The organism is Gymnodinialimonas mytili, assembly GCF_037544085.1.
In the GTDB taxonomy this organism is placed as follows: Bacteria; Pseudomonadota; Alphaproteobacteria; order Rhodobacterales; family Rhodobacteraceae; genus Gymnodinialimonas; species Gymnodinialimonas mytili.
Genome location: NZ_JBBIFW010000007.1, coordinates 135,479 through 161,438 on the forward strand (window position 1 = coordinate 135,479; position 25,960 = coordinate 161,438).

Sequence of the window (25,960 nt, forward strand, 5' to 3'; positions counted from 1 at the left end):
CTTACTCCCTTGTCTTCATAACGGCGACCAGATCCATCCGGTCGATGCGGCGGCGAACCAGCAGGACCGACACCAGGCTTGTGGCCAAAACGATGAGGCTGGCGCGCGCAAAACTGGACGGCGCCAAAACCAGCGGAATTGTATAGAGATCGGATGTGAAACTGTTGCTGAGCGCGGCCGAGATCCAGGCCCCCAATAACCAGCCGATAGGCTGTGCGATCACGGCCAATAGCATGGCCTCTCCGATCAACACGCCCGACACTTCGCGACGCGTGAACCCAAGAATGCGAAGGCTGGCCAGTTCGCGGGCCCGTTCACTCATCTGAATGCGCGCACTGTTATAGGCAACGCCCACTGTGATTAGTACGGCGATGATCGCATAGACGGCGTTGATCACGACCACATTCTGGTTGATCGTCTCCTCAAAGGCGCGGCGGTTTTCATTCATCATGATCAGACCCGAAAGAATTGGCGTCTGCTGCAAGGACCCATGCAGGGCATCAAGCTCACGCTCGTCGATCACTATGTTGGCGACTGACATCTGAGGGCTGCGGCGCAATTTCTGGTCGAGAAACCCAATCTCAACATAGGCGCCGAGGCCGAGATATTGCTCCGCAAGGCCCGAGATGACCATGCTATGGATCTCTCGCTGACCGGTCATGAACTCCACCTCGATGACATCGCCGACCATCGCACCAAGCTGTTCGGCCAAACGTTCTGACAGAAGAATTCCACCGGCAGGCGGATCGATAGCACGCCCATCATCCCCAATCACGCGGCTCAACTCCGCACCCACCGGCCGGGCCTCAAGGCTGACATCCTTTTCACGCGGACCGTAGCGAAGCGTCGCTGAGTGAAATTGTTGTGGCTCCGCCTGCAAGACACCCGGAAGCGCACGCAGATCAGCCAAGGCGCTGAGCGGTCTTTCTTCGGTAAACAGCACCATCGCGTCCTGCCGGTAGCTTTGGTTGAAGGCGAGGTCGATGACGCGGGCCAAGGCGTCGCTCATGAAGCTTGACGAGATGACGGCCGCTGTTGCGGCTGCGATGCCCAACGATGTCAGCGCGCTGCGGATCGGCCATCGCAGGATCGAACGCAGCACCATGATCGTGGTTTGCCGCAATTGCATCCGGCCCATCAAACGATCCAGCACGGTCTGCCGGAAATGTGGCGGGGCCGGTGGCTGCATAGCGATGGCCGGTGCCAGCCGCGCGGCGATCAAAGCGGCCCGCAACGCACCCAGCATCGTCGTCAGCATCGCCGCAAAGGCCGACATCGCATAGACCCAGGCCGGAACGCGAAAGATCAGGTATGGAAAGTCGAAGAACCTTGCATATTGCCAGGCCATCGCCCGCGCCAACAACGTGCCAAGCCCTGATCCGATCAAGATCCCGACGAGCGCGATCATTAGCGCCAGCAAAAGGTAGTGCAGGCAGATCTCAACATCGGAATAGCCAAGGGCTTTGAGCAGGCCGATCTCGGCCCTGTCGAGCGTGACGATCCGGCTCATGACCATGCCAACCAGAAAGGCGGAGATGGCAAAGAAAACCGGCGGCACGATAAAGGCCATGCTGTTGAGCTGGTCGATCTCGGCGGTCAGGAAACTGTCGGAGACCTGACGATCACGCCCATAGGCGCCCAATCCGCCGTAAGGATCGAACAGCGAGTCCAATCGGTCGAGAACGTCTGCCTCAACCGCGTCGGCAGACAGGCTCAGGCCGAGCTGGTTGAAGGCCCCCTGCATGTCGAAAGCTGCCTCCATTGCGGCTTCGGGCATCCAGATGATCCCGAAGCCTTCATTGTCCGGCATCAACGCGCCTGGCCCAATCGTGTAGATAAATTCCGGGCTCATGGCGGTGCCCGTGATCATCAATTCCTGCCGCTGACCGTTGAGATTCGCGTGAAACCTGTCGCCGATCTCGAACCCGTTGGCCTCGGCAAAGGCGGTTGTCACCATCACCTCATCGGCCGCTTCAGGCGTGACACCCGAACGTAGGATCGGGATATTGAGTGTCGGCTCTTGTGAGGCAGGGAAGGAGATGAACCGGCCCAGTGCCGTTTCGGTACGGTCGGGAAGATCCAGGATCGCAATACCTTGCACCCGCGGTTCCACCGATTGCACACCCGGAATATCCAGAACGCTCGGCAAGAGCGTTCGCGGAACCCGATTGGCTTCGACGAACACTTCCGCGAAGCGGTTGCGCTCGTAATAGGCCTGCCGCGTGTCATCGAGCGCGGTGAACATGCCCATTGCAGTCAGCAGGATGGCCACACCGCAGGCCAGCACAATGGCAATCGCAAGGCCCTGAAGCCAGAGGCGTTGAAAATCACGCAACAGTTTGATGTCGATCGCTTGCACGGCGCTACCACGCGATCTCGTGCGGGGCGACACGGGTATCATTCACATCGACGCTTGCGATCTTGCCATCGGCCAAACGCACGACCCGGTGCGCCATGGCTTGTATGCCTGCATTGTGGGTGATCACGATGATCGAGGTCCCAATCGTTTCGTTAACTTCTTTGAGAACCTCCAACACCTGAACGCCGGTTTTGCTATCGAGCGCGCCGGTCGGTTCATCGCACAGCAGGACCTCGGGTTGTTTGGCGATGGCCCGAGCAATCGCAACGCGCTGCTGCTCGCCGCCCGACAACTCCGCCGGGAAATGGTCGAGCCGGTGGCCAAGCCCCACCATCTCAAGCGCGTCCCCCGCCTTCATCGGGTTGGGCGCCACATCCGTCACAAGCTTGACGTTCTCGCGTGCACTGAGCGACGGGACCAGGTTATAGAATTGGAAAATGAACCCCACATGATCACGCCGATACCGCGTCAAACCGCGATCACGCATCGCCGTCAGTTCCAGGTCACGAAACCAGACATGGCCACTACTGGCATGGTCCAAGCCACCTAAGATGTTCAACAAAGTGGACTTGCCGGACCCCGATGCGCCAAGCAGAACTGCAAGCTCCCCTTCAAACAATTCCAGATCGACATGGTCAAGCGCATGGACCTGCGTTTCGCCTGTCGCATAGACCTTCGTGAGCGCTTCGGTTCGAAAGACCAAGGGGGTACCTCTCTTCTAGCGCCGTCGAATGTGATATGGTGATAAGCATGCGTCTTTGACATGCCTCAAGCGCACATTTTCTTTCCATGCTGTGATCGATGGGCTGTGTGTCTGTGGCCTCAAGCGGCCAGGCTTCTCAACCAGTTTGTGACAAGCTGTACTTCTGGTTCGATGGCCCTGCCTGCTGCGATCCGCAACGTATAGGCCCAGCTCTGATCGATGGCGGTATCGGACAATTGCACGAGGGCGCCTGATCTAAGGGCGCGGGTGATTGTGGCGCGTCGACAAATCGCAACGCCGATCCCTTGCTCCGCCGCTTTTTGCAGAAGGAATGACCCCTCAAGATATATTGTTCGTGTATCCTCATCGGTTGTCCATGTCGCGTCGGCGAGGGCCAGCCATTGGGCCCACATGCGCGAATCCTCATCAACGAGAAGCGGTCCTTTGCGGATGACGGCTGTCGGGTCGTCTTTGGCGGCCGCTAGGAAACTGGGTGCACAAACCGGAACAGCATCGCCCGAAAACAGAATGTCTTCGCCCGGCAGCATCCGATCCTTTTGGCGAAACAGAATCTCCACATCGGGGACGGGCGTTTTCGGCCGATCCGTCTGGGCCAGTGAGATATGCAGGCTGATATTGGGATGCGCCGCGCGGAAGCTCTCGAGATTGGGCAACAGGATCTCTTCTGCGATGATTGGCAGGGCCGATACCGAGACTGCGCGGGCAAATCGCAGCGGTAGCAAGTCGATCTCATGCCGGATCGCGTCGAACGAATTGTTGACCACCCGCGCCAGGCTTTCGCCCGCCTCGGTCAGGGCGACGCTACGGCCCTGACGCACCGTGATCGGCCGCCCGATCCAAGCTTCCAAATGCTTGATTTGATGGCTCACGGCGGAGTGCGAGACACTCAACCGCCGCGCGGCAGCCGAAACCGATCCGGTTTCGCGGACCGCTTCCAAGGCGCGCAGCGCATTCAGTGAAGGAAGACGACGGGCCGATGGCATGTCAGATTTTCTGTGAGAAAATTAGACGAGTTGCAATAATTTTGTTCTTTTTTCTCGATTTTCTAGCGGCCTATGATTGCGGGTCAGCTAGAGTGGGGATGACGATGACAGAGACGTTGCGTGTGTCGATGGTCCAAATGACGTCGCACAACACCCATGCCGAAAATGTCGCCAGCTTGCGCCGTGCCTCCGCCCGGGCCGCTGAAGATGGGGCGGCCATGCTGGCCCTGCCCGAGGCAGCGGGTTTGATGGATCGCGACAAGGATCACGCGCGCGCGCAGATCACCGTTGAAGGGGATGACCCCTATATCGCGGCTTGTCGGGATGAGGCGGCGCGGCGTGGGATTTGGGTGCATTCCGGGTCCTGCCCGGTGAAGGCGCCCGATGGACGATACTACAATCATACGGTTCTGATCGATCCCTCGGGCGAGATCATCGCCCGCTATGACAAGATCCACCTGTTCGATGTTTTCCTGGATGGGCGCGGCGCGACGGGGGAATCCAACCGCTATGTGCCGGGATCTGAGGCCGTTGTGGCCAACAGCCCGTTCGGACCGCTGGGTTTGTCGATCTGCTACGATCTGCGGTTTCCACATCTTTACCGCGACTACGCTCTGGTTGGCGCAACGGTGATGTTCATCCCCTCGGCCTTCACGGTGCCCACCGGTAGCGCCCATTGGGAAGTCCTGCTGCGCGCCCGCGCGATCGAGAACGGCGCCTATGTGATTGCCGCCGCGCAGGTGGGCAACCATGCCGATGGGCGCGTCACCTGGGGCCATTCGCTGATCGTCTCGCCCTGGGGCGAGATTTTGGCGGATCTGGGCGGCGACGCGCCGGGACAGATCACCGTGGATCTGCCGCTGGAGGCCGTCGCAGCGGCGCGACGGCAAATCCCCAACCTGCAAAACGCTCGGCCCTACACGTTGAGCCAAGTCCATACAGCCGGGGCCGCTGATCCCGCGCAAAGCATTCAAGAGACACCCACGGGAGCTTTGACATGACCCTTCGCAACCTATTGGCGACATCTTTGCTGGCGGGTGCTTTGGCACTGCCTGCCTTCGCCGAAGATCGCCCTGATCTGGTGATCGCGGTCGACAATCTTTGGCCCACCATGGACCCGGTCATCGGCATTTCGACCACCGGCGCGCGCGTGCATTCCAATATCTTCGATACCCTGGTGCGCCGCAACCGCTGGGAAGATCCCGATGGCACCGAATTGGTCCCATGGCTCGCCGAAAGCTGGCAGCAGCTCTCCCCGACCGTCTGGGAATTCACCTTGCGGGACGGGGTGCAGTTCCACGACGGTCACATCATGGACGCCGAAGACGTGGCATTCTCGCTGTCGGCCGAGCGCCTATGGGGGGAGGAGCCGCTTGCGCCCCGCGGCACGCGCTACACGCGCGGCTTTGTTCGGGTCGAAGCAACCGGTCCCCTGACCGTTGAGGTCGAAACCAGCTTCGCCGATCCCAATCTGCCATTTCGCATGGTCACCCCTATCGGGTTCGTTCTTCCGCAGCACTACTACGAAGAGGTCGGGACCGATGCGTTTGGCCAGATGCCGATGGGCACCGGTCCTTATCGGATGACGGCCTTTGACCCCTCGGTCGCGGTCGATGCGGTGGCGTTCGAGGATTACTGGGCCGGAGAGCCGCCTGCCGCCTCGCTCCGCTTTGAAATCGTGCCGGAATTCTCCACGCGTTTTGCGGGGCTCGTCGCCGGCGAATACGATGTTGTTGTCAGCGTGCCCGCCGATCAGGTCGATGCGCTGGAGGGCACCGAAAACGTCACCGTCATGGAAAAGGGCATCGAGAATTATCCGATGTTCGCCTTCAACATGCTGGAAACCGAGGCACTGCCCGACAATCCGTTGACAGATGTAAACTTGCGGCGCGCCATGGTCGCCGGTGTCGACCGCGAGGCCATCGCCGCAGCGATCTGGGGCGACGCGACCTTCGTGCCGACGCCGTTCAACTTCCCGGAATATGGCGATTACTTTGATCCTGATCGCGAACGGGCCGTGCCCTACGATCCCGAACAGGCTGCGGCCTATCTGGCCGACAGCGATTATGAGGGCGAAGAATTGCTCTGGCATATCACCCGCGGCTTCTATCCCAATTACGAGATCGCCGCCGAGTTCATGGTCGAGCAATGGGCCGAGCTGGGCATCAACGTCCGCATCTCGCTCAAAGACAACTTCTCACTGGCCTATGAACGGCCTTTCCACCTGTTGAACATGTCGATGTCGAGCGAGTTTTCCGGTGATCCCTACCGCCCGCTCTGGATGGATTGGGGCCCGCAATCCAGCCGCGTGCGCGCCGCCCACAATACATGGGCAATGACGCCGGAATTCGAGACGCTCGGCAACGCATTCGAGCAGGCCCAAGGCTTTGAGGATCGCTACGCCGCCTATTTGGATTTGGTCGCAGAATGGGAAAACGTGACCCCGGGCATGTATATGTGGCGCAACGTGGTCAGCTACGCGATTGATGACGGATTGCAGTGGGATCCGGGCAATTCGGCGGTCACGATTTTCGACCACCTCTACATGACCGGCTATGATGAGTGACTTGGCATCAGGGGCGGCGCCCGCTGCGCCGCTTCTGTCAGTCGAGGGGCTAAGCGTGGCACTGCCCGCCGACGGCGACCGGCCAGAGGCCGTGTCTGAGATCAGTTTTGAGATCGCGCCGGGCGAAACCCTTTGCCTTGTGGGCGAAAGCGGGTCGGGCAAATCGGTCATTGGGCAAGCGATTCTGGGTATGCTGCCCCATGCGCTACCGGTGACAGCCGGTCAGATCCGCCTGAACGGCGCCCCAATGCCGCCGCAGCGCGACACCGCCTTTCGCGCGATCCGCTCGGCTGAGATTGCGATGATCTTCCAGGATGCGGCCGCCAGCCTGAACCCTGTCCGGACCATCGGGACCCAGTTGACCGAGATCCTTGAGGTGCACGGCATTCCAAAGTCAGATCGCCGCGCCCGGGTGTTGGAGGTTTTATCCGATGTGGCCCTGCCGGAGCCCGAACGCATCGCGCGGTCTTACCCGCACCAACTCTCCGGCGGGCAGGCGCAACGTGCGGTGATCGCAGCGGCTTTGTTGCTGGAGCCGAAACTGCTGATCGCAGACGAACCGACCACCGCGCTGGATGTGACCACCCAGGCTGAAATCTTGGCTTTGATTGCCCGGCTCAAGCGCGAACATAGCCTCTCGGTGCTGTTCGTGACCCACGATTTCGGCGTGGTGGCCGAGATCGCCGACCGCGTTGCCGTGATGCAAGAGGGGCGCTTGGTCGAGGCTGGCGTTGCGCAAGACATCCTGCGCAGCCCCCAGCATGCCTATACCCAAAAGCTGATCGCGGCTGTCAGCCCGGCCCATCGGCAATTGGATCGCGGTGGCGATGCGCCCATTCTGGAGGCCAAGGATCTCAATCTGATCTATCGCAGCGGATTTTTGGGCAATCGCAAGGCGCTGCACGCTGTCAAGGATGTGTCGCTGAGTATTGGGGCAGGGCGCACGGTGGCTGTGGTCGGCGAAAGCGGGTCGGGCAAAAGTTCCCTCGCGCGGTGTTTGTTGCGGTTGGAGGATCTTGAGAGTGGCTCGATTGAATTCAAGGGGCAGGACATCAGTAGTCTGAAAGGCGCGCCCCTGCGCGCACTGCGGCGGTCGATCCAAGTCGTCCTTCAGGATCCGTTTTTGGCCCTGAACCCGCGCCAGACGGTGCTTTCAGCCATCGCCGAAGGGCCGATTATCCACGGAATGCCGCCCGACCAGGCGCGCCAGAAAGCCGCTGATCTGATCGAGATGGTCGGGCTCTCCGCGCAGGCCGGTGGCCGCTATCCGCAAGAATTCTCAGGCGGGCAGCGGCAGAGGATTTGTATCGCGCGCGCCTTGGCGTTGGAACCGGAGCTTCTGATCGCGGATGAGGCTGTTTCCGCGCTTGACGTTTCGATCCAGGCCCAGATCCTCGATCTGTTCGCCGATATGCAGCGGCGCTTTGGCTTCGCGATCCTGTTCATCACCCATGATCTTGCCGTGGCGCGCGCCGTCGCCGATGACATCCTGGTCATGCGCGCGGGCGAGATTGTCGAGCGCGGCCCAGCCGCGCGTGTGTTTGAAGCGCCTGAGAATAGCTATACGATTGATCTACTCGCCGCTGCACCTGGGCTCGACCTATTCCACCATGGAAGCGCGGCATGACCGGCTACATCCTCTCTCGCCTGCTGCGCGCCATGCTGACCATGCTGATCACCGTCACGCTGGTCTTCCTGTTCATCCGCTTTTCCGGTGACCCCGCCGCGGCGCTTGTGCCGCCCGACGCGCCGCAAGAGGTGATCGATCAATATGCCCGCGCCATGGGCCTCGATCAGCCGATCTGGCAGCAATATCTGGGCTATGTCGGCGGTCTGCTACAGGGCAATTTCGGCTTTTCGATCCATACGGGCCTGGCTGTCGAAGACACGTTTTTGGAACGCCTGCCCTATACGCTGCGCCTGGGGATCACCGCGTTGGCATTGGCAATTGCCATCGGCATTCCCATCGGCGCCGTGGCGGCGATCCGGCGCGGATCTTCGCTGGACCGCTTGGTGATGGGCTTTTCCGTGTTTGCCTTTGCGATGCCGAATTTCCTGTTTGGTCTCGTGGTCATCCTGGTTGCCGCGCTAAGCTTCGGCGCGTTTCTGGGGGGTGAGAATGCCAGCGTGATTTGGCCCGCTTTGACGCTGGGACTGGCCGCGATGGGCAGTTTTGCCCGCTTCACGAGGTCCTCGGTGCTGGAAACGATCAACGCGCCCTATATGCGCGCCGCCGAGGCCCGCGGCATTCCGTTCGGGCGTCGTCTGATCCGCCACGCCGCGCCGAACGCAGCAATCCCGTTGGTAACGCTGATCGGGCTGTCATTGGGCGCGTTGGTGGCCGGGTCCGTGGTGACAGAACAGGTTTTCGCATGGCCTGGTGTCGGTCAGTTGTTGATCCGGTCTGTGGCCACGCGCGATCTGGCGCAAGTTCAATTCCTGGTGCTGGTCGTGGCTTTCACCATGGTGACCGCCAATCTGATTGTGGACCTTCTCTATCTGATCATCGATCCGAGAATTCGCGCAAAATGACCGTTACCGTCCCAGTCCCCGCCACCCGAGCCCGCACGCCGATCCCGATCAGCGTCAAGGTGGCGATGGTCTTCGTTGCGGCCTTTGTGCTGTTCGCGATCCTTGGTCATATGTTGACGCCCCATGGCTTTCGCGAAACGTCGCTGATGCATCGGTTGGAGCCGCCAGGGACCGAAGGCTATCTGCTCGGCACCGATGCGCGCGGGCGGGACCTGCTTGCGCGGCTGGTCACGGGCGCGCATATCACCCTGGTTGTCGCGATCGTCGGGACGGTGATTGGCGCGGTGCTGGGGTCGCTTTTGGGGATCATCGCTGCGGCACAACGCGGCCGGACGGAGGCCGTGATCGTGGCTGCCATTGATGTTCAGGCGTCTCTGCCGATCATCATCGTGGCCCTGTTCATGCTGGCAATGTTCGACAATTCTTTCATGCTGTTCTTGCTGCTTGTCGGTCTCAATGGGTGGGAGGTTTACGCGCGCCTTATGCGTGGCGCGACCTTGCAGGCCAAGGAATCCGGCTATGTCACGGCGGTGCGCGCGCTTGGGGCGTCGCCCGCGCGGATTTATCTGCGACATGTCTTGCCCAACATCCTGAATGTCGCCTTGGTGCAATTCACGGTGAATCTCCCGCTGACCGTTTTGCTGGAAACGGCTTTGTCTTTCCTGGGTCTTGGCGTGCAACCGCCATTAACCAGCCTGGGTCAAATCATGTCCGAGGGCCGCGACCGCCTGATGACGGCCTGGTGGCTGACGCTTCTGCCCGGTGCGATCATCTTTTGCCTGGCCCTATCGGTCTCGATGATCGGCGATTGGTTGCGTGACCGGCTGGATCCAACCTTGCGGAGCGAACGATGACCACGCCACTGCCATCCCCGCCGAAATACGCGATTGGGCCAGAACCGCCCGCGCTGGACCTCGCCACAATCGACATGTTGGTGCAATGCGAAACCACAATGCTGGGCCATATTCTGTATTGGGGCGCTCTCGATCCTGGCATCCGTGCCAATCAAGGCCTTGGCCCACGCATTGCGGGCCGCGCGCTGACGGTGCAGATCCCAGGGCCGTGTTCGGTGATGCTGCATCATGCGATTGGCCTGGCTGCACCGGGCGATATTCTGGTGATTGACCGGCTGGGCGATACACGCCACGCCTGTCTGGGGGATGGCGTCGCCGAAGCTGCGATGCGCAAGGGGATCGTGGCGGCCATTATCGATGGGCCGTGTACCGATGGGTTGGAATTGGCCGAGCTGGGCTTTCCGGTCTGGTGTCGCGGGGTCTCACCCATGACGACACGCATGGCGGATCTGGGCGGACGGGCGCACATACCTGTATCAGTCGGGGGCGTGGCGGTTTTGAGCGGCGACGCCATCCTGGCGGATGCGGATGGGGTCTATGTCATGCGCCCGGACGAGGCCGCCAAGGTGAGCAGGATTGCCTTGACCCGCGGGCAGATGGTCGCCGAGCGGCGTCTCGCACGTGGACCCACAACCTTATCCCTCGGGCAACTGACCGGGGCGACGAAACTGGTCGAGTCCGGGATGGATCCAACCGCGGCGCAAGGGTGAAGAACCGTCTGGCGCCTCGTTCGACAGCACCACTCCGCGTTACAAGAGGCGCATCTTTTTCCGAGTATGCCTAGGTTTTCGTGATTTCGATGTCCGAAGGAGCGATGGGTTTGTCATGGGGCATCTCATTCAAACGGGCGAGTTCGCGGGCATGAAACTCTAGCTCTCCCTCGTCGTCTTGCCGTCCGCGCGACAATGCGCTGGCGAGTTCGAAAAAGCCCTTTCCAGGTAGGCTGTCTCGTCGACGGCCCACGGCACGAGCGGCGATGAAGGGGCGCGCCGCGGCGGCGTCTTCCCGCATCGTGGCCTCCAGCGCACGCGTCACGCGTTGTATCGAGCCCGGCGCCCAAAGACCCATTGCTCGGGCCAGCGCCCCGTAGGTAATCAGGGGTTGATCGGGTGCGCGCGCCGCAAGAAATGCACGCACGCGGTCAGCAAGGTCGCGCTCTCGATCGCCGGCATCGTCCGTTTCGCGGGGCGGCGGGATTTCACGCGCCGATCCATCGCCGAGAACCTCAGCAGCCCAGGCGCGCGTGTTGGTGCGCAGAATGATCCGCGTCTTACCCGCATCCGCACCTTCGCCGGTTTCGGTCACCCCGGTGATATCCCCGATGCGCAAACCGGTGCGCAGGGCTTCGGCCGTGAGCCCGAGCTTGGGCGCCAGATATTCTGGATCGACAATGATCTGGCCATCTTCCCAGCCGATGACGCCATCTGGAACCGGGCGGTTCAGCACCGGAGACGGTCCGTCATCGCGCGCGTAAAACGGATTGCTCCCGGCGGCATGGTCGGTCACGTCGACGATGTCGACGATCTGGGGGAGGGCGGCGCGCAGCATCCGCTCCACCCCCTGCCGCAGCGTGGCCGACGACGCAGCACAACCCTGGCACCCCCCGGACATCCGCAGATAGATGGTACCGCTCTCGACCCGGTCCGCCGAGATTTGGCCGCCGTGGGCCGCGACGGCGGGATTGACCTGCCGGTCCAGCAAATCCTCAACGGCTTTAAAAAGCACTGCGTCAGGGTCGGACGCGCCCGATGTATCGCCGGAGGCAAGCGGCGTTTCCGTTTCGTCCAGCACGTTGCGGATGGATTCAGCGATCCTCGGCTTCAAGGCGGCCCAATCGCTGTCGGTATCTTTACTGACCCAGATCGTTGACCCGCTCACCTCGATCCGACGCAATCCTGGCGTGGCGAACAAAACCTGAGCCAGTGGTGAGCCATCCGACCTGTCCAGGCGAACCGCCCCGGCTGTTTGAAGCGGCGCATCCAGGACAAAGCCCATGACATTGTCGTCTCGCGCAGAGCTTTGAGCTCGGATCCGGCGACGGGTCGGTGCCTCAGACATCTTCCAGCTCCGCCCCTTGCATCGCGCGGAGCGCTTTGAACGTGTAGATCCCAGTATCGTGTCCATCGCTGAACGAGAGACCGAGGGCGTAATTTCCGACGCTCCAGATCCGTGTGATGTCCGTATCCATCGGCACGGTGTCAGGATCCAGCAGACGCGCGCTTGTCATTTCATCCCGGCACGAGGCGCAGCGGCAATCGAGACGCAGATCACGCGTGGCAAGACGCTGCTCAACGCCATCCATCCAACGCAAGACAAGGCTGCCCGCATGGTGATCAAGCGCAGACAGGCGATCGTCTGAACCGCCTGCGACGGGCTCCACCGGGGTCGGTTTGCCGGACCCGCTGGCGATGGACCAGGCGAATGGTGTGGCGATGCCGCCGCTCGCGTCGCCGGTATCCCCCAACGCAGCAGCGATATCGCGGTAGGCTGCAGCGGCCGGGCTATCTGGTGCTGCGCCAATCAGAGGCGTACCATCGTCACCGCAATCGACCACGTTCGGGTCCAGCGGCACCTTGCCCAGAAACGCAACGCCGATGTCGCGCGCGATGGCTTCGCCGCCGCCCTGGTGGAAGATATGCGTGACGGTTCCGCAGGATGGACAGGTGAAACCGCTCATATTCTCGATGACACCCAGGATCGGCACCTCGACCTGTTCCATCATACGCAGCCCGCGCCGGGCGATTTTGAGGCTGACATCCTGTGGCGTGCTGACAACCACAGCGCCTGACAGCGGGAACGCCTGTGCCAGGGTCAGCTGGATATCACCAGTCCCGGGGGGCAGGTCCAACAACAGCACATCCAAGTGCCCCCAATCCACCTGCCGGACGAACATCTGAAGGTATTTCGTGACCATCGGCCCGCGCAGGATCGCTGGCTTGTCGTCATCGGTGAGCATGGCCATAGAGATGACCTTCACCCCATGGGCTTCCGCGGGAACGACCTTTTCATCGGGTGTCATGGCTGGCTTCACCGAGGGGATGCCCAGCATGCCAGGGATAGACGGCCCGTATATATCGGCATCCACCACCCCAACGGACAGGCCCGCCTCGGCCATAGCCACGGCGATATTGGCGGTAACGGTGGACTTGCCGACGCCGCCCTTGCCGCTGCTGATAGCGATCATGCGCGGGCCTGCGGCGTGCTCAGGCTGGCTCATCCCGTTCTCCTTCTGTCTGAAGTGTCCAGCGCCGGGCCGCGATAGCTGGCGCATAGCTTGTCGATTTCATCGGTGGCCAATTCCGCCGACAGGCAGGCGCAATAGCCGGTGCCCCCGGTCGTTGAGAAATGGCTGCAATCGGTGCAGGTGCCAAAGGCGGGCACCTCGCGCGCCTCTGCAAGGGTCGAGGCCAGCCGCGACAGCGTTTTCAGGAAACGGTTGCGTTCCTCAACGCTGAGGTCGTCGATCACACGCATGAGGTCACTCAGCGGGTCCTTCACCAGAATGTCCCGGCCCGCTTGCGTCAGGTCGAAGCACACGCTGCGCTTGTCTCGATCCGACTGGCGCCGGACAATGACCCCGCGTTTTTCGAGGGACTTGATGATCTGAGATGCCGTGCCGCGTGTCGTCGCCTGGAAACTGGCAAAGTTTGATGGGGTTCGGGTATCGCGATTGGCGCGCGCGAAAAAGCGCAGACATGTCCATTGCGCAGCGGTCAGTTCGGATTTTCCATCCTCGCTACGGGCTGCACGGGCCACATGAACCAGCAATTCTGCGATGCGATCCGGTGTCTGGCAATCAAGTGTCATGGGTATTTGATATCGAATCGAAATTACTTTGACAATGCTGATTTGATCTGTTTGATTTCGGTTCGACACTAAAGCGAGCCATTGCCATGAACAAACCTGTGCCAAATTTCGGATCTCGCCCGCGCCGCAAACGCAGTGCCGAGATGCTATCTGCGAAGGAAGAGCTGCATCTTATCCGTGCGTGGCAGAGCCGAGGCGACATGCGCGCGAGGGACAGACTGATCCAAGCCTTCGCACCATTGGCGACGGCGATCGCAAAGCGCTTTTCGAAGAGCGGCGCCGAGATTGACTTGGATCTGATCCAGCAGGCGAATATCGGGTTGATGAAGGCGGTCGACCGGTTCGATCCCGACCGTGATAATCGTTTCGCAACCTACGCGATCTGGTGGGTGCGGGCCGAGATCCAGAGCTACTCGCGCGCCAATACATCAATCGTCAGGCGGCCCAATTCCGCGTTGGCGCGGAAGGCTGTGGCGCAATTCGCCGCCCTGGAAGCCGAGATGATGACCGATCCGCAGATCGACCGCGCGGAAGCGGATCAACGGATCGCAGAGGCACTTAAAGTGAGTATCGAACGCGTGTCGGAATTGCGCGCTCAAATCTCGGGTCGTGACCATTCCTTGAACGTGCCTGCGCTTGGCGACACGGATGAGGATCGCGTCGCGCTCTTGGTTGACCCCGACAGTCTCGAAGAATCCGCTGCCGTGCAAAGGCTGGCCATCATCGCTCTGCGCACGGTTTTGGTTGAGGCGCTGTCAGCTCTACCCGATCGGGAGCGCGACATCGTGGTCGCGACCCAGGTGACCGACCCACCGGCCACACTGGAAGGGCTGGGCGCACAATACGGAATCTCGAAGGAACGCGTGCGTCAGCTTCGCGAACGCGGCTTTGAACGGTTGCGCGCGGCGATGCTGAAGCGAGATCTGGGGCCCGATAGTTTCGTCTGATCAATTGGTTTGAAGCACGAGGGCAGGGGTAGCGCGTTGGCGTTTGGGCCTACCATATCTTGAACTGGCGCGTTTCGCTGTCACTGATCGAGCGGCACGCAAATGTCCGCCAGGCCGCCCTAGAGAGTCGTTCATCGATTGGTCTAAGCGAGCTTCCTGCGCAATAACGTGGACAGGCAGACGGGGTGTAGCTTGCCCGAGGCCCCATCGAAACTCCTTCAAGAACGTCCGATCAAGGTCTTGGTCGCAAGCTATGCCGACTGATCCGTGCATCAATCGGTTTTACGAAATCGTCGATGTCTAAGGCCCGACGCTCAAGGCGCTGAGCCACGAAGAATTGGACGATGGCATCATGTCCGCGAGCGATTTCGATATGAGCATCACGCGTGTCTCGAATAAGAAAAGTGACCGGGTCAAAATCGAGATGTCAGGCAAACATCTTTCTACCAACGCTTTGTAGCGCTGCTCGTCTGAAGCGCTCGGTCATTGTCATTGATCTTGGATGCGGTAAGGCGCGGTTGATCTACACAACCAGCGACAACCGCCTCTTGCCACTCGAATCTGTGCCTAAACGCCCCTATCGAAAGGCAGAAATCCTGCTCGACCCCGTCAGCAAAGATAACGCCGGAGGAGTATTGAAACGCTTCCGCGCCATCCGGCTGCACGACATGGCATGCGGATTGGTGCGATCGGTGCCCGATAAACGACCCGTTCATCGCAAGCAAAGGCATGCCCTCGCCGACGACTGCCTCGACCATAGCAGGTCTGGATATTCACATCTGACTGCGCTGCGCCCTCCAACAGCGCAGGGAGCACACCCACATTGTGCCGGGTCAACACCCCTTCGGTCGAGGTCGGATCGGGGGTGACGCCGATAACGGACTGACTGTCTAGATACTTGGCCAGATTTGCAACCAGACCATCCTGAACGATCGGTACGACGATATCGTTGGGGCTGAAAGGAAACCGGTTCAGGTCCTCGCGCATCACTTGCACAAAGAACCAATCCGCCGGAACGGCATCCTTTGCGGCGGTGAGTGCACGGGATTGCAACGCATCTCGCGCCTCAAGCTGATCTATCGGTCCACCGAGCGATAACGTAACGTCAATGAAGTATGTAGAAGGATCAACAATTCGTCGATAGCTAGATCAGTGGCCGCTTACGTGAACTTAGCGTTCCTCCAAGTGCGATGGTAGCTCACGAACTGATGTATTGCCGATAGAATAGCCTGCGGTTCTCTGCAACAAACTTCTACACACAATTAAAAACTGTAATCAGAGCGAATCAAATCACCTAGATCACGTTATTATAGGAGCAAGCGGCTGTTCCAACGAACACCAAAGCGAATTACCTTCAGGTAAATATTCGGCGCTTGAACGGATCGCGCCATAATTTTCCAGGACAATAAAGCCCGAATGTACACTTCGGCCGGTGTCAAATCAACAGAATTCGTTCTACCAAACTGTCCTATGCATTTTCAGCTAGCCGCTAAAAAACAAAATCATCTATGGTCAGGAGTGAAGCGTTGACATCGATAAGCGTAATAGAATTCCCCAACCCGTCATTTATGACAGTATTCGAGCTTACTTGGGTCAGATGATTGGATATGAGGTCCGAGAAACTCGTAATCTCGGCAACTTCACTTAGGTCGATTTTTTCGTTGGGAACCGATATCATAAAATCAGTTACGGTGTCGTTTCCAAATTCACCATTAAAAGCAAAAACATCGGCGCCATCACCTCCAGTCAAAGTGTCATCGCCTTCAGAACCATCGAGGAAGTCATTACCCAAGTCGCCGTTGAGATTGTCGTTGCCATCTCCTGCGCCGAAGGTACCGTTATTCCTCCCCGAGAGTGAGACAATGAAATTATTTACTTCATGCATGCCTACGATGTCTGACCGTCCATCGCCATCCACATCGCCAAGGAACTTCTGCTTTTCAGCCCACCAAGCACCACCAAAATCATAGATGGAAGTGACGACATGTTCAAATGTACCTTCGTCACTCCCGTGGAGAGTGTGGATACTTTGCTGATCATTTAACCCGCGTAATATGACAATATCAGCATTGCCATCACCGTCCACATCGTCGGCGAGTTTTTCTTTGTCAGCCCACCAAGTTGCTCCGAATTCTGTATAGGTCGTCCTAAGATCTCCGAACGAGCCATCAGCTGTCCCAAGCAAGGTATGGATTTGTGCGTGGCTATCACGCTCGCTGAAAACAACCAAATCGGCGAATCCGTCACCATTGATATCAGCAAGAAGCTTTTCCTTATCAGCCCACCAAGCACTGGCCAAAAAACTACTTGTACCTACAACGGGACCAAAGGTTCCATCACTGGTACCAAGCATTGTGTATAAGTTTTGTGACAAATCATCGAGACCGCGCAGCACAACGAGATCATCAAATCCATCGCCATTCACGTCGCCAATGAATTTCTCACGTGGGGCCCACCAAGCACCACCAAACGTGTGTTGAGTTGTCTTAACCTCACCGAAGGTGCCATCGGCTTGTCCCAACATCGTATGGATCTGATCCCGCCCGCCAAGACCAACAAACGCGACGATATCTGAATACCCATCTCCGTTGATATCACCTATTATTTTTTCCTTGTCGCGCCACCAAGCGCCGCCAAAGTCAGTGTTGGATGTGGTGCGTACAGCTCCAAACGTTCCATCATCATTGCCGAGCATGGTGTAAATGCTCCACATGTCATCGAGGCCACGAAACAAGATCAGATCATCCTGGCCGTCACCATTTATGTCATCTAGGTATTTCTCTTTATCTGCCCACCAGGCACCGCCAAAATCGTTGACCGTGAGCGTAGCAGACTCATGGGCGACAATTTTCAGAGACGGCGGGGTATTTGTGCCACCCACTAAAACATCATTGCCTAGGTCGCCATTAAGTGTGTCATTGCCGACGCCGCCGAACAACGTATCAGCGTCCCAGCCTCCGTATACCAGGTCTGCACCTGAACCACCATCAATCAGGTCGTTGCCGAGACCACCATAGAGATAGTCGTTTCCTTGCTCTCCGTAGATCCGGTCAGAGCCGGATGCGCCATCTACGGTATCACTACCAGCTCCAGCCATCATCTGGTTGTCGGCGCTGTTGCCTAAAATGCTATCGGCGCCCCAACCGGTCGCAACGTTCTCAATAACTGTTGTGCGAGCGATCGAAAGGTTCTCGACTTTGCCATTGATGCTAGAATAGCTTTCACCAACCAAGCTCAAGCGTTGACTTGCACCGGAAGAGGCGAGATTAATCAGGTCAATCCCACCACTATCGACAATTGCAACAGCATATTGGCCTGAAAGATCCATGCCAAACTGCGTCGTCGTCGCTCCTTCGCCATAAATCGTGTTACCTGTTTGGACATTTAGCGGTGTGCCGTATAAACTATGGATGGCGGCAATATCACCTAGCTGCAGCGTGGCCAGGAAGGCAAAGGATGCATTTGTCGCAGTATTCTCAGATTGTGAGAAGTATGACATAACTGAGGTCTGCCAGCTGTCATTAGCGTATCGCGCGTCGCGCGCGTAGGTGGCATTTCCGTTGTAATTACCAGTGTGCCCAAGGCCCAGAGCATGGCCAATCTCGTGCATATAAGTCTGGTAGTAATAGTCCCCATAACTCGCCCAAGAGGTGTGCACATTGACGTTGGACTTAATAATGTTGCCGCCGAACGTTGTTGTGCTCCAGGCAAAAGCACCAAGTTCATTGTCGTCGAAAACAATCTGCGCGGCTGAAGTGCTGAGCACCTCTTGAAATTGCAGCCCACTAACGGCCGTCCATGCCTCAAAGGCCTTCCTCGCTGTCTCCGCGCCGTATTGCGTCAAACCGCCAACATTGAAGGTGATGGTGCCGCTAGTTTGGACATCAAAACTACGGGGGGTAGTGCCAAAGTCGTTCCAAAAACCAGTAGTTAAGTAATCGCTAATTTGGTCATAAGAGTAGACCGGCTTTCCTGAACTGGTCAGATCGTAGCTTTGCGGGGCGTTATCCAAGCCGTGAAAATCATACACATTGACCTTAGGATCAAGCGCCTGACACAACGTACACATAGAAGGACCTCTACGATTTACTCAAAAAAATAATTTCAAAAAACAGAGATGGTGCCGCGCCCTTCGCAGGGCGCGCCCTGCACCTCTGAACATCAATCAAGCACTCACATTCGGACGTTTGAGGACAACTCTGTGTCGTTTCGATGTCAAAACCATGGTGGTGCTGATCGATACGAGCAACAAAACAAGTGGTATACCCCCAAAGGTGCCCGGTCGGGCATGCCTGATCGTCGCGCAGAATGGAGCTGCGATGATCCCTGTTTGCAGCCAAAGCCACGACAGCATTCATAGTCAAAGAACCTAGTCACCTACTCTGCTTGATCTCATCAGCAAACATATAAATTTATTTGTAAGTATACGCCATAGTCATACGCAAAAAAGTCAATGACAATTGAACGCAGTATGGTGTGAGCAGTTCATCTGGCGATGAAGCCAAGCCAAACCCGCTCTGCGCTTGCCGGCGCGCGCAAGAGTTCACTTGCAAGATGCGCGCACTGGTAGAGATCCCAGACGCACAGGACTGAATGAAATCAGCCTTTTGCCCTATAGGATGCAAGCGCTCCAGGTCATTTCCAATCCTTCTATCTGCGCTCTAGATCGCTGCGGCGTATGGATCATCTTCGAAGGCATCACTTTTGGGGGTGTTGGCTAAGATCTGCGCCTGTGTCTTCTTCTTGTAAGAGCCACGCGCAGTTCTCTCATATGCCACATTAAGACTGTCGATGCTGATCGTTGCGTTCACGATATCGCTTAGTCCTGTCGATAGAAGAAACCGGATCAGCCCCGGACCAATCCTTAAGACTGGTTATACAAGCATAGACGGTCATTGATGATATACTGTTCATCTCAGCCCTCGCCGACCACGCCAGTATTGCAGAGGCTCATCTGCATCTGTGCCTGTCCATATGCAGTAAGGTGTGGACTTGGAGACAGGCAGCCGCAGGGTGGGTTTCGCAAAAGCGGGGCGCCACGAAATCCAAGGCTGGACCGATAACTGATCCGCACGCTGCGGCTCGTGAGCAGCACTTCCTTCAGGAGGACAATCCACCACCGGCGCAGGTGGCCACCGCAGCTACATGGACGTCGTCTTGGTGCTATGTTAGCAGTTGCGCGACAGGCGAAGTGCCCAGGACACGGGCCCGATATCCAACACTTAGAAGAGAATACCGTGGAAGTTGAATTCTTAGACTTGGGCGCTGCGTATCGCGAATTGCAACCAGAGATCGACATCGCTGTTTCACGGGTTTTGAACAGCGGCTGGTTCATATTAGGTACTGAGGTCACAACCTTTGAAAAGGCTTTCGCCACCTATTGCGAAGCGGATCATGCGATCGGTGTTGCAAACGGGCTAGAGGCCTTGGTTTTGTCGCTGCGCGCGCTGGACATTGGCCCGGGCGACGATGTGATCGTGCCCTCAAATACCTATATCGCCACCTGGCTGGCGGTGTCGGAGGTTGGGGCAAATCTTGTCGTGGTGGAACCCAATCCCTACACTCACAACATCGATGCCACGCGGATTGAGGATGCCGTTACGGGCAGGACCCGAGCGATTATTGCGGTCCATCTTTACGGCCAACCCGCCGACCTGAACCCTATCCTAGATATCGCCAAGACCCATGATCTTGCTGTGATTGAAGATGCCGCCCAAGCCCATGGCGCGCGCTATCACGGGCGCCGTATTGGAGCCCATGGTGATCTGGTGTGTTGGAGTTTCTACCCTGCCAAAAACCTCGGCGCGATGGGCGATGGCGGTGCGGTGACCACGGACAATGCAGAACTTGCTGACCGCATCCGCATTCTTGGCAACTACGGGGGCCGTCGTAAGTATCACAATGATGTCCGCGGCATGAATAGCCGCTTGGATTCTTTGCAGGCGGCCGTTCTGGGGGTCAAGTTGCGTCACTTGGATGCGTGGAATGCTCGCCGTCGTGTGATCGCTGCACGATATTCGGAGGCCTTTGCCGACACCAATCTGGGGTTACCCACTCAACCGAATTGGGCGGAGTGCGTCTGGCACCTTTACGTTGTGCGCTGCCCTGACCGGGAGGCTCTGGTCGCTCATCTGGATGCGGCAGGCATCCGGACCCAGATGCACTATCCTGTCGCACCGGCGGACCAACCCGCCTATGCGGTCGAGGCCAAGACGCTGCCTGATTTTCCGATTGCCAGACAACTGTCTTCGGAGGTTCTCAGCCTTCCTATTGGCCCGCATCAATCCGACATGGCCACAGATCGGGTGATTGAGGCGATTTGCAGCTACGGCGGCTAGTTGCATCAGAGGAGCAAAGAGTGCCGAGCATGATTCAGTTTCTTCTTTCGGGACCGGGCCTGATTGGCCGCAAGCACGCCCAGCTTATAGCCGAACATCCCGATTGCGCTCTCGCGGCTGTGGTTGCACCCCCAAGCCCGGAGCGCACAAAGTTTGCTGAACGCTATCGCGTGCCGGCATTCTCGTCGATCGACGAGGCGCTCTCGACGCAGGGGATCAGCGCTGCAATCATCTCATCTCCTAACGCCTTTCACCACGAGCAAGTTATGGCGTGCCTGTCGCGTCAAATCCCAACCTTGGTGGAAAAGCCTCTGACGGATCATCTGGACGATGCCAAGCGCATCGTTGACGCTGTCGAGCGAACGGGCACGCCGGTTTTGGTTGGCCATCACCGCAGTTACAGCCCCCTTACTAAAGTGGCGCTGGACTTTCTCAAGTCAGAGCGTTTTGGACGGATGGTTGCGTTGCAGGGGTCCGCGCTCTTTTACAAACCAGATCAATACTTCTTGGACGGTCCTTGGCGCACTCGTAAGGGCGGTGGCCCGATCTTGATCAATTTGATCCATGAAATCGGTCTGATGCGCGAATTTGCCGGGGAAATCGCAGCAGTCCAAACTATTGCTGGTCATCATGCCCGCGAGTTTGAAGTTGAGGATACCGTATCGATCTCTCTTGAGTTTAAGAACGGCGCGATTGGAACCTTCCTGTTGTCAGATGCAGCGGTCAGTTGGCGCAGCTGGGAGATGACCAGTGGCGAAAACCCAGCCTACCCGCATTTTCCGGACGCCACTTGCTACCATTTTGCGGGAACAAACGGGGCCTTGGATTTCCCAAGTATGCTGGGCAAGACCTACGCCCCTGACACAGAAAAATCTTGGTGGAAGCCGTTCGAAGACATCCAACTAGAGTTTCGGCCCGCTGATCCTTTGAAGCTGCAGCTTGCACATTTCGTGGATGTCATCCGCAACGGAGTTGCACCGCAGATGTCAGCCGAAGACGGTTATCGCAACCTACGTGTTGTCGAAGCCATCATTGCCGCCGCCGAAACCAAACAGCAGACCCTCGTCGAGTGAGGCTAGCCGATCAGTCCCTTGCACAGGGATCTGGTGCTTTATTGTAAGGAACTTCAATTTATCATAGGCGGGCGTGCGCCTGATCAGGTCGTCCGGCGTGCCTTTGGGGTTGTAAGAGCCTTGCAGATGGTGCCATTCAATAGCCCACCAAGAAAGGCCCATACTACACGGAGCCCGCTTTGAAAGACGTTCGCCCTCCAACGAGATCGCGCCAACATCCTGAGGGTACGCCTACACTGAGTGTTTTGGTCCTGACATACAACCACTCGGCCTATATTTGCGATTGCCTGACTAGCATTCTTCAGAACGCCATCGAAGGCATGCACGTTTGGGTTCTAGATGATGGATCGAGCGACCAGACCGCAAAGCTCATTGCAAACATGGCTGGGCAGGATACACGTGTAACTCTACTAACCCAGCCCAATAGTGGAGGTCGCACCGCAGAGAACACGCAGCGATTGATTGATGAATCTTCAGGTGAGTTCATCATGTTCATGTCTGGTGATGACATGTTGGGTCCAAGTTTCCCGATTGCCCGTAGCCTCAAGGCACTCGCAGAGGATTCAAACCTCGCTATGATCCTGCCGCGGCTGCTCTTTTTGCAGCAAGAGGTTGAGCAGCAAGCTTCGCACATCTACAAAACCAGTCTGGCTTCCGCGCTATGCTCGGGTGACCCCAATCAAGTGCTTGAACAACACCTCTACAAAGAAGTGTCGCGCCTGTTCCTGCAGGGCGTTATCATCCGGCGAGATGTTGTCGATGCGGCGGGCGGGTTCAATACAGCTCTTCTTGCGGATGACTATGCGTTTATGTTCCGGCTGTTCCGTCATCTGTCCACCGAACGTAAACACTTCATGTTTGACCCGCGCAGCGTGTGGCTGTACCGGGTTCACACCCAAAATGTTCACCAGATCGCAGCCCGACAGTTCCAGTTGATCTTGGAAGTGGTACACACTTTCGTACCACCCAAATACTGGTCAACCTTCCGCTGGGATGTCGTAGCCTTTGAAACAATCGATGACCTTGCGCAGGCTAGACAAATGATAGACAGCGCTTTTAGTGATCATGTCTCAGACAGACTTATTCGTCGAATGGAACGAAAAACTCTGCGAAGAGCCCAGAGAAATAACGATGCCAAGCTTATACGCGCAGCGATCAGAGATACAAAGATCTCTATCGCGAATCGCAGCTTTGCTATCCTTAACCTTATGTGGTTGCACATCAGAATAAGGCGCGCTCACCCATGAAGGGCAAGTTTAAGAAATTCTCAAGCGCAGCAGCTCTTCGCATTCGGCGACGCCTCTTTTCGAAGTGCTACGATCTTGTTCCATTAGAGGATTTAGAAGGCTTCCCGCTTACAAACACCGAAAAAATACTAACTGGCGGCCAAGTGCAAGGTGTAAAGCCTATCTTCTATCAGGAGGAAGCCAACGAGATCCTTGGATATGATGGAGTGCAGATTTCTCCCGATATATATTTGAAGACATTTTCTAATGTTACCATCATTGGCCGCACAGAATTTGTTCAACATAATCGTACTCTATACTATCCAAAATCATTAGATCCTGAGATTTATGCTTTTACGGCCGAAATCGATCAGCGCGGTCGCATTAACACAGACAAATCTAGGTTATCGATATTTCCAAGAACTAAAGTGAAGAATATAGACCGAGCCATAAGTCTAATTGGGCAATGCAGCGGTAACTATGCTCACTGGCTAACCGAAGCTATAGCTCGGCTCGTGTTGGTCGATGAGAGAGATGATTTAGATGCAATTCCTATTGTCGTAGATGAAAATCTTCATCCCAACTTAAAATTTATTCTTGAACTAATGAATAAGAAGAAGCGAAAAATCATAACTGTTCGGAGCTATCAACGTATCGATGTAGGAACTCTACACTATGTCACCCTTCCAGGTATTACACCTGCCGAAACCCGACATTTTTTTGAAACTGGCGAGCTGGACAAAGTCCGACCAGATCAATACCAGTTCTCATCGGCAGCACTCAGACTTCTAAGAGAAAGCGTCCACCGCCGTGTTCGTGTCTCACCACCCCGGAAGCATTCCGCTGTAAATATTCGGCGTAGCGAAGTAAAAATAGAGAAAGCTAATCCGACGAATGTCTATCTTCCTCGAACGGAAGAATCTACAGGCAATGGCCGACACCTGATCAATCAAAACGCGATTGAAGCCGCACTCTCAGCTGAGGGCTTTGCGCATGTCGACGTTTATGAGAAGTCCATCGAAGAAGTCATTGAGATATTTAGGCATGTCCGCGTTGTGATTAGCCCTATTGGAGCCACACTGACAAATCTTATATTTAGCCCGCCAGGAGTTGAGGTTATTATTCTGACACCCACTTACCCTTCTGCAAGCTTTCACTATTTTGCGAATCTTATGGTTGCGCTAGGTCATAAGGTGAGTTTTGTCTTAGGGACTCAATCTCAATTTGGAACGCATTCAATTTATAATAGAGATTATTTTGTGTTAGGCTCAGTTCTGGAAAAGGCTTTAGAAAGTACAATCTGGAGCGCTTCTAGCTCTGATACAGTAGGATACTCTGTTGAACAGCACGCATAGAATAAAGGTTCTGCTGATAGGTAGCAGCTTTAGTGCGATGCCCATGTTGGTAGCGCTCAAACGCCAAAAGGCGCATGTTACAGTTATTGGTCAGTACCAAACAGATCCTTGTCACGCATATGCGGACGCGTCTATTTTTGAAGATTATTCAGATTGGGAAACTCTACTACGTATTTGTAGATCTGAAGAATTCGATTACATCGTTCCATCATGTAACGATTACTCATATCTCGCTGCAGCCAAAGTCGCAGCAGAGCTAGGCTTCGCAGGGCTAGATGATCTGGAAACCACTCATATCTTGCATACAAAGGATCATTTCCGGCGTTTTTGCGCAGATATCGGCATTCCTGCACCAAAAATCTTTGGCATACTCGATGAGAATACGCCTACGCCGCTGGATAAACTAGAAGGCCCGGCCATACTCAAACCAGTGGACAGTTTCAGTGGAAGAGGCATTCAAATACTCCGCGATATTGCCGAGCTGCCCGTTGCATCGGAAAAAGCGTTAGCCCAATCTCGTCGAAGATCTGCTGTTATTGAAGAATATGTTGAAGGTAGCCTACATAGTCATACTGCCTTCGTTGTCTCGGGACGCATCATATGGCACGACTTCGTAGATGAGTTTTGTGAAGTATATCCGTATCAGGTCGACCGCTCCATCTATCCGTCACGCCTTGACAGATCTTTGCGAGTAGATGTCCAGAGCGCCATGGAGACACTGGTCGCGGCAATGAATCTCAAAAATGGCCTTCTGCATACACAGTTCATGGCATCTGGATCGTCATTTTGGATCATCGAATGCATGCGAAGATGTCCTGGGGATCTCTACGGGCATCATTTCAAGCTGGCTTTGAACTACGACTACGAGGCCAATTACGTAGCAGGATTTATCGGGCGAGCCGCCGAAGCGCCAGGCTACACATCCAAACCTAAAGCCGTTCAGCGGAAGGTTATATCTGTTGCCAATACTGAAGCATTTTTTGGTATCTCGATGGAGCAAACGACTTGTCAAAGTCTTTATATTCCACTGAAAGATAGTGGGCTCACACTAGAGCCTGCACCCTTTGATAAGGCTGGAATTTTGTTTAGCTACGGCGAAAGAGAGGAATTTTTTGAGAATGTTGTATCAGATATCGAAGCTTACCCCGATATAATACGCCTCAGTGTTAAGAATAGAAGTAAGCAAGGTTAGGATA

21 protein-coding genes are annotated in these 25,960 nt (G+C 56.6%); 13 read left to right on the forward strand and 8 right to left on the reverse strand.

Translation table 11 applies throughout. From position 1 onward, the window contains the following. Position 1 precedes the first annotated feature (1 nt). The 3 genes from V8J82_RS21860 to V8J82_RS21870 all read right to left on the reverse strand — a co-directional run bounded on the left by V8J82_RS21860 (position 2) and on the right by V8J82_RS21870 (position 4,066). Positions 2 to 2,359, reverse strand: coding sequence for an ABC transporter permease (locus tag V8J82_RS21860; RefSeq protein WP_339978804.1), 2,358 nt, complete (start codon positions 2,357 to 2,359; stop codon positions 2 to 4). Between the two features lie 4 nt (positions 2,360 to 2,363). Beyond that, complete coding sequence (locus tag V8J82_RS21865; protein ID WP_339978806.1) at positions 2,364 to 3,062, reverse strand: ABC transporter ATP-binding protein; 699 nt, start codon at positions 3,060 to 3,062, stop codon at positions 2,364 to 2,366. A 119-nt stretch (positions 3,063 to 3,181) separates the two neighbouring features. Further along, positions 3,182 to 4,066, reverse strand: coding sequence for a LysR family transcriptional regulator (locus tag V8J82_RS21870; protein WP_339978808.1), 885 nt, complete (start codon positions 4,064 to 4,066; stop codon positions 3,182 to 3,184). Positions 4,067 to 4,170: 104 nt separating this feature from the next. Here V8J82_RS21870 and V8J82_RS21875 point away from each other — a divergent pair, with 104 nt between their 5' ends. Genes V8J82_RS21875 through V8J82_RS21900 form a run of 6 tightly spaced genes read left to right on the forward strand, consistent with a single transcriptional unit; the run spans position 4,171 to position 10,728 of the window. Beyond that, positions 4,171 to 5,067, forward strand: a complete 897-nt coding sequence (locus V8J82_RS21875) for a carbon-nitrogen hydrolase family protein (protein WP_339978810.1) — start codon at positions 4,171 to 4,173, stop codon at positions 5,065 to 5,067. Beyond that, a complete protein-coding gene (locus tag V8J82_RS21880; protein ID WP_339978812.1) occupies positions 5,064 to 6,632 on the forward strand; it encodes an ABC transporter substrate-binding protein in 1,569 nt (522 codons plus the stop codon). Before V8J82_RS21875 ends, V8J82_RS21880 begins: the two co-directional genes overlap by 4 nt. Further along, entirely contained in the window at positions 6,625 to 8,259 is a 1,635-nt protein-coding gene (locus V8J82_RS21885) for a dipeptide ABC transporter ATP-binding protein (protein ID WP_339978815.1), read from the forward strand. The genes V8J82_RS21880 and V8J82_RS21885 overlap by 8 nt, the downstream gene beginning before the upstream one ends. Then, on the forward strand, positions 8,256 to 9,164 hold the full coding sequence (locus tag V8J82_RS21890; RefSeq protein WP_339978818.1) for an ABC transporter permease: 909 nt from the start codon (positions 8,256 to 8,258) through the stop codon (positions 9,162 to 9,164). Before V8J82_RS21885 ends, V8J82_RS21890 begins: the two co-directional genes overlap by 4 nt. Continuing rightward, positions 9,161 to 10,018 (forward strand): ABC transporter permease, encoded by an 858-nt coding sequence (locus V8J82_RS21895; RefSeq protein ID WP_339978821.1) that lies wholly within the window; start codon positions 9,161 to 9,163, stop codon positions 10,016 to 10,018. The genes V8J82_RS21890 and V8J82_RS21895 overlap by 4 nt, the downstream gene beginning before the upstream one ends. Further along, positions 10,015 to 10,728, forward strand: a complete 714-nt coding sequence (locus V8J82_RS21900) for an RraA family protein (RefSeq protein WP_339978824.1) — start codon at positions 10,015 to 10,017, stop codon at positions 10,726 to 10,728. Before V8J82_RS21895 ends, V8J82_RS21900 begins: the two co-directional genes overlap by 4 nt. Positions 10,729 to 10,798: 70 nt before the next feature. Here V8J82_RS21900 and V8J82_RS21905 read toward each other — a convergent pair whose 3' ends face one another. From V8J82_RS21905 to V8J82_RS21915, 3 genes are read right to left on the reverse strand one after another with little or no spacing between them, the layout of a single operon-like run. Continuing rightward, positions 10,799 to 12,076, reverse strand: a complete 1,278-nt coding sequence (locus tag V8J82_RS21905) for a DUF6522 family protein (protein WP_339978826.1) — start codon at positions 12,074 to 12,076, stop codon at positions 10,799 to 10,801. After that, positions 12,069 to 13,235 (reverse strand): MRP-like and DUF971 domain-containing protein, encoded by a 1,167-nt coding sequence (locus V8J82_RS21910; RefSeq protein WP_339978828.1) that lies wholly within the window; start codon positions 13,233 to 13,235, stop codon positions 12,069 to 12,071. The genes V8J82_RS21905 and V8J82_RS21910 overlap by 8 nt, the downstream gene beginning before the upstream one ends. Further along, positions 13,232 to 13,825, reverse strand: a complete 594-nt coding sequence (locus V8J82_RS21915; protein WP_339978831.1) for a MarR family winged helix-turn-helix transcriptional regulator — start codon at positions 13,823 to 13,825, stop codon at positions 13,232 to 13,234. The genes V8J82_RS21910 and V8J82_RS21915 overlap by 4 nt, the downstream gene beginning before the upstream one ends. A gap of 86 nt (positions 13,826 to 13,911) precedes the next feature. Between V8J82_RS21915 and V8J82_RS21920 the strand changes: the two genes are divergently transcribed. Further along, positions 13,912 to 14,772 (forward strand): sigma-70 family RNA polymerase sigma factor, encoded by an 861-nt coding sequence (locus V8J82_RS21920; RefSeq protein WP_339978833.1) that lies wholly within the window; start codon positions 13,912 to 13,914, stop codon positions 14,770 to 14,772. Positions 14,773 to 15,124: 352 nt separating this feature from the next. Further along, the gene (locus tag V8J82_RS21925) at positions 15,125 to 15,232 is read left to right on the forward strand and encodes a cyanase (protein ID WP_339978835.1); all 108 of its coding nucleotides are present in this window, start codon (positions 15,125 to 15,127) and stop codon (positions 15,230 to 15,232) included. A gap of 149 nt (positions 15,233 to 15,381) precedes the next feature. Here V8J82_RS21925 and V8J82_RS21930 read toward each other — a convergent pair whose 3' ends face one another. Both V8J82_RS21930 and V8J82_RS21935 read right to left on the reverse strand, forming a co-directional pair. Then, positions 15,382 to 15,759: a hypothetical protein gene (locus V8J82_RS21930; RefSeq protein WP_339978837.1), complete on the reverse strand. Its 378-nt coding sequence runs from the start codon at positions 15,757 to 15,759 to the stop codon at positions 15,382 to 15,384. 502 nt (positions 15,760 to 16,261) lie between these two features. Continuing rightward, the gene (locus tag V8J82_RS21935) at positions 16,262 to 18,784 is read right to left on the reverse strand and encodes an FG-GAP-like repeat-containing protein (protein ID WP_339978839.1); all 2,523 of its coding nucleotides are present in this window, start codon (positions 18,782 to 18,784) and stop codon (positions 16,262 to 16,264) included. 1,225 nt (positions 18,785 to 20,009) lie between these two features. Here V8J82_RS21935 and V8J82_RS21940 point away from each other — a divergent pair. The 5 genes from V8J82_RS21940 to V8J82_RS21960 all read left to right on the forward strand — a co-directional run bounded on the left by V8J82_RS21940 (position 20,010) and on the right by V8J82_RS21960 (position 25,956). After that, a complete protein-coding gene (locus tag V8J82_RS21940; RefSeq protein WP_339978841.1) occupies positions 20,010 to 21,110 on the forward strand; it encodes a DegT/DnrJ/EryC1/StrS family aminotransferase in 1,101 nt (366 codons plus the stop codon). A gap of 29 nt (positions 21,111 to 21,139) precedes the next feature. Further along, a complete protein-coding gene (locus tag V8J82_RS21945) occupies positions 21,140 to 22,183 on the forward strand; it encodes a Gfo/Idh/MocA family protein (protein ID WP_339978843.1) in 1,044 nt (347 codons plus the stop codon). Positions 22,184 to 22,362: 179 nt separating this feature from the next. Beyond that, a complete protein-coding gene (locus V8J82_RS21950) occupies positions 22,363 to 23,430 on the forward strand; it encodes a glycosyltransferase family 2 protein (protein ID WP_339978845.1) in 1,068 nt (355 codons plus the stop codon). Further along, entirely contained in the window at positions 23,427 to 24,764 is a 1,338-nt protein-coding gene (locus V8J82_RS21955; protein ID WP_339978848.1) for a glycosyltransferase family 61 protein, read from the forward strand. The genes V8J82_RS21950 and V8J82_RS21955 overlap by 4 nt, the downstream gene beginning before the upstream one ends. Continuing rightward, positions 24,748 to 25,956, forward strand: coding sequence for an ATP-grasp domain-containing protein (locus V8J82_RS21960; RefSeq protein ID WP_339978850.1), 1,209 nt, complete (start codon positions 24,748 to 24,750; stop codon positions 25,954 to 25,956). The genes V8J82_RS21955 and V8J82_RS21960 overlap by 17 nt, the downstream gene beginning before the upstream one ends. Positions 25,957 to 25,960: the final 4 nt, after the last annotated feature.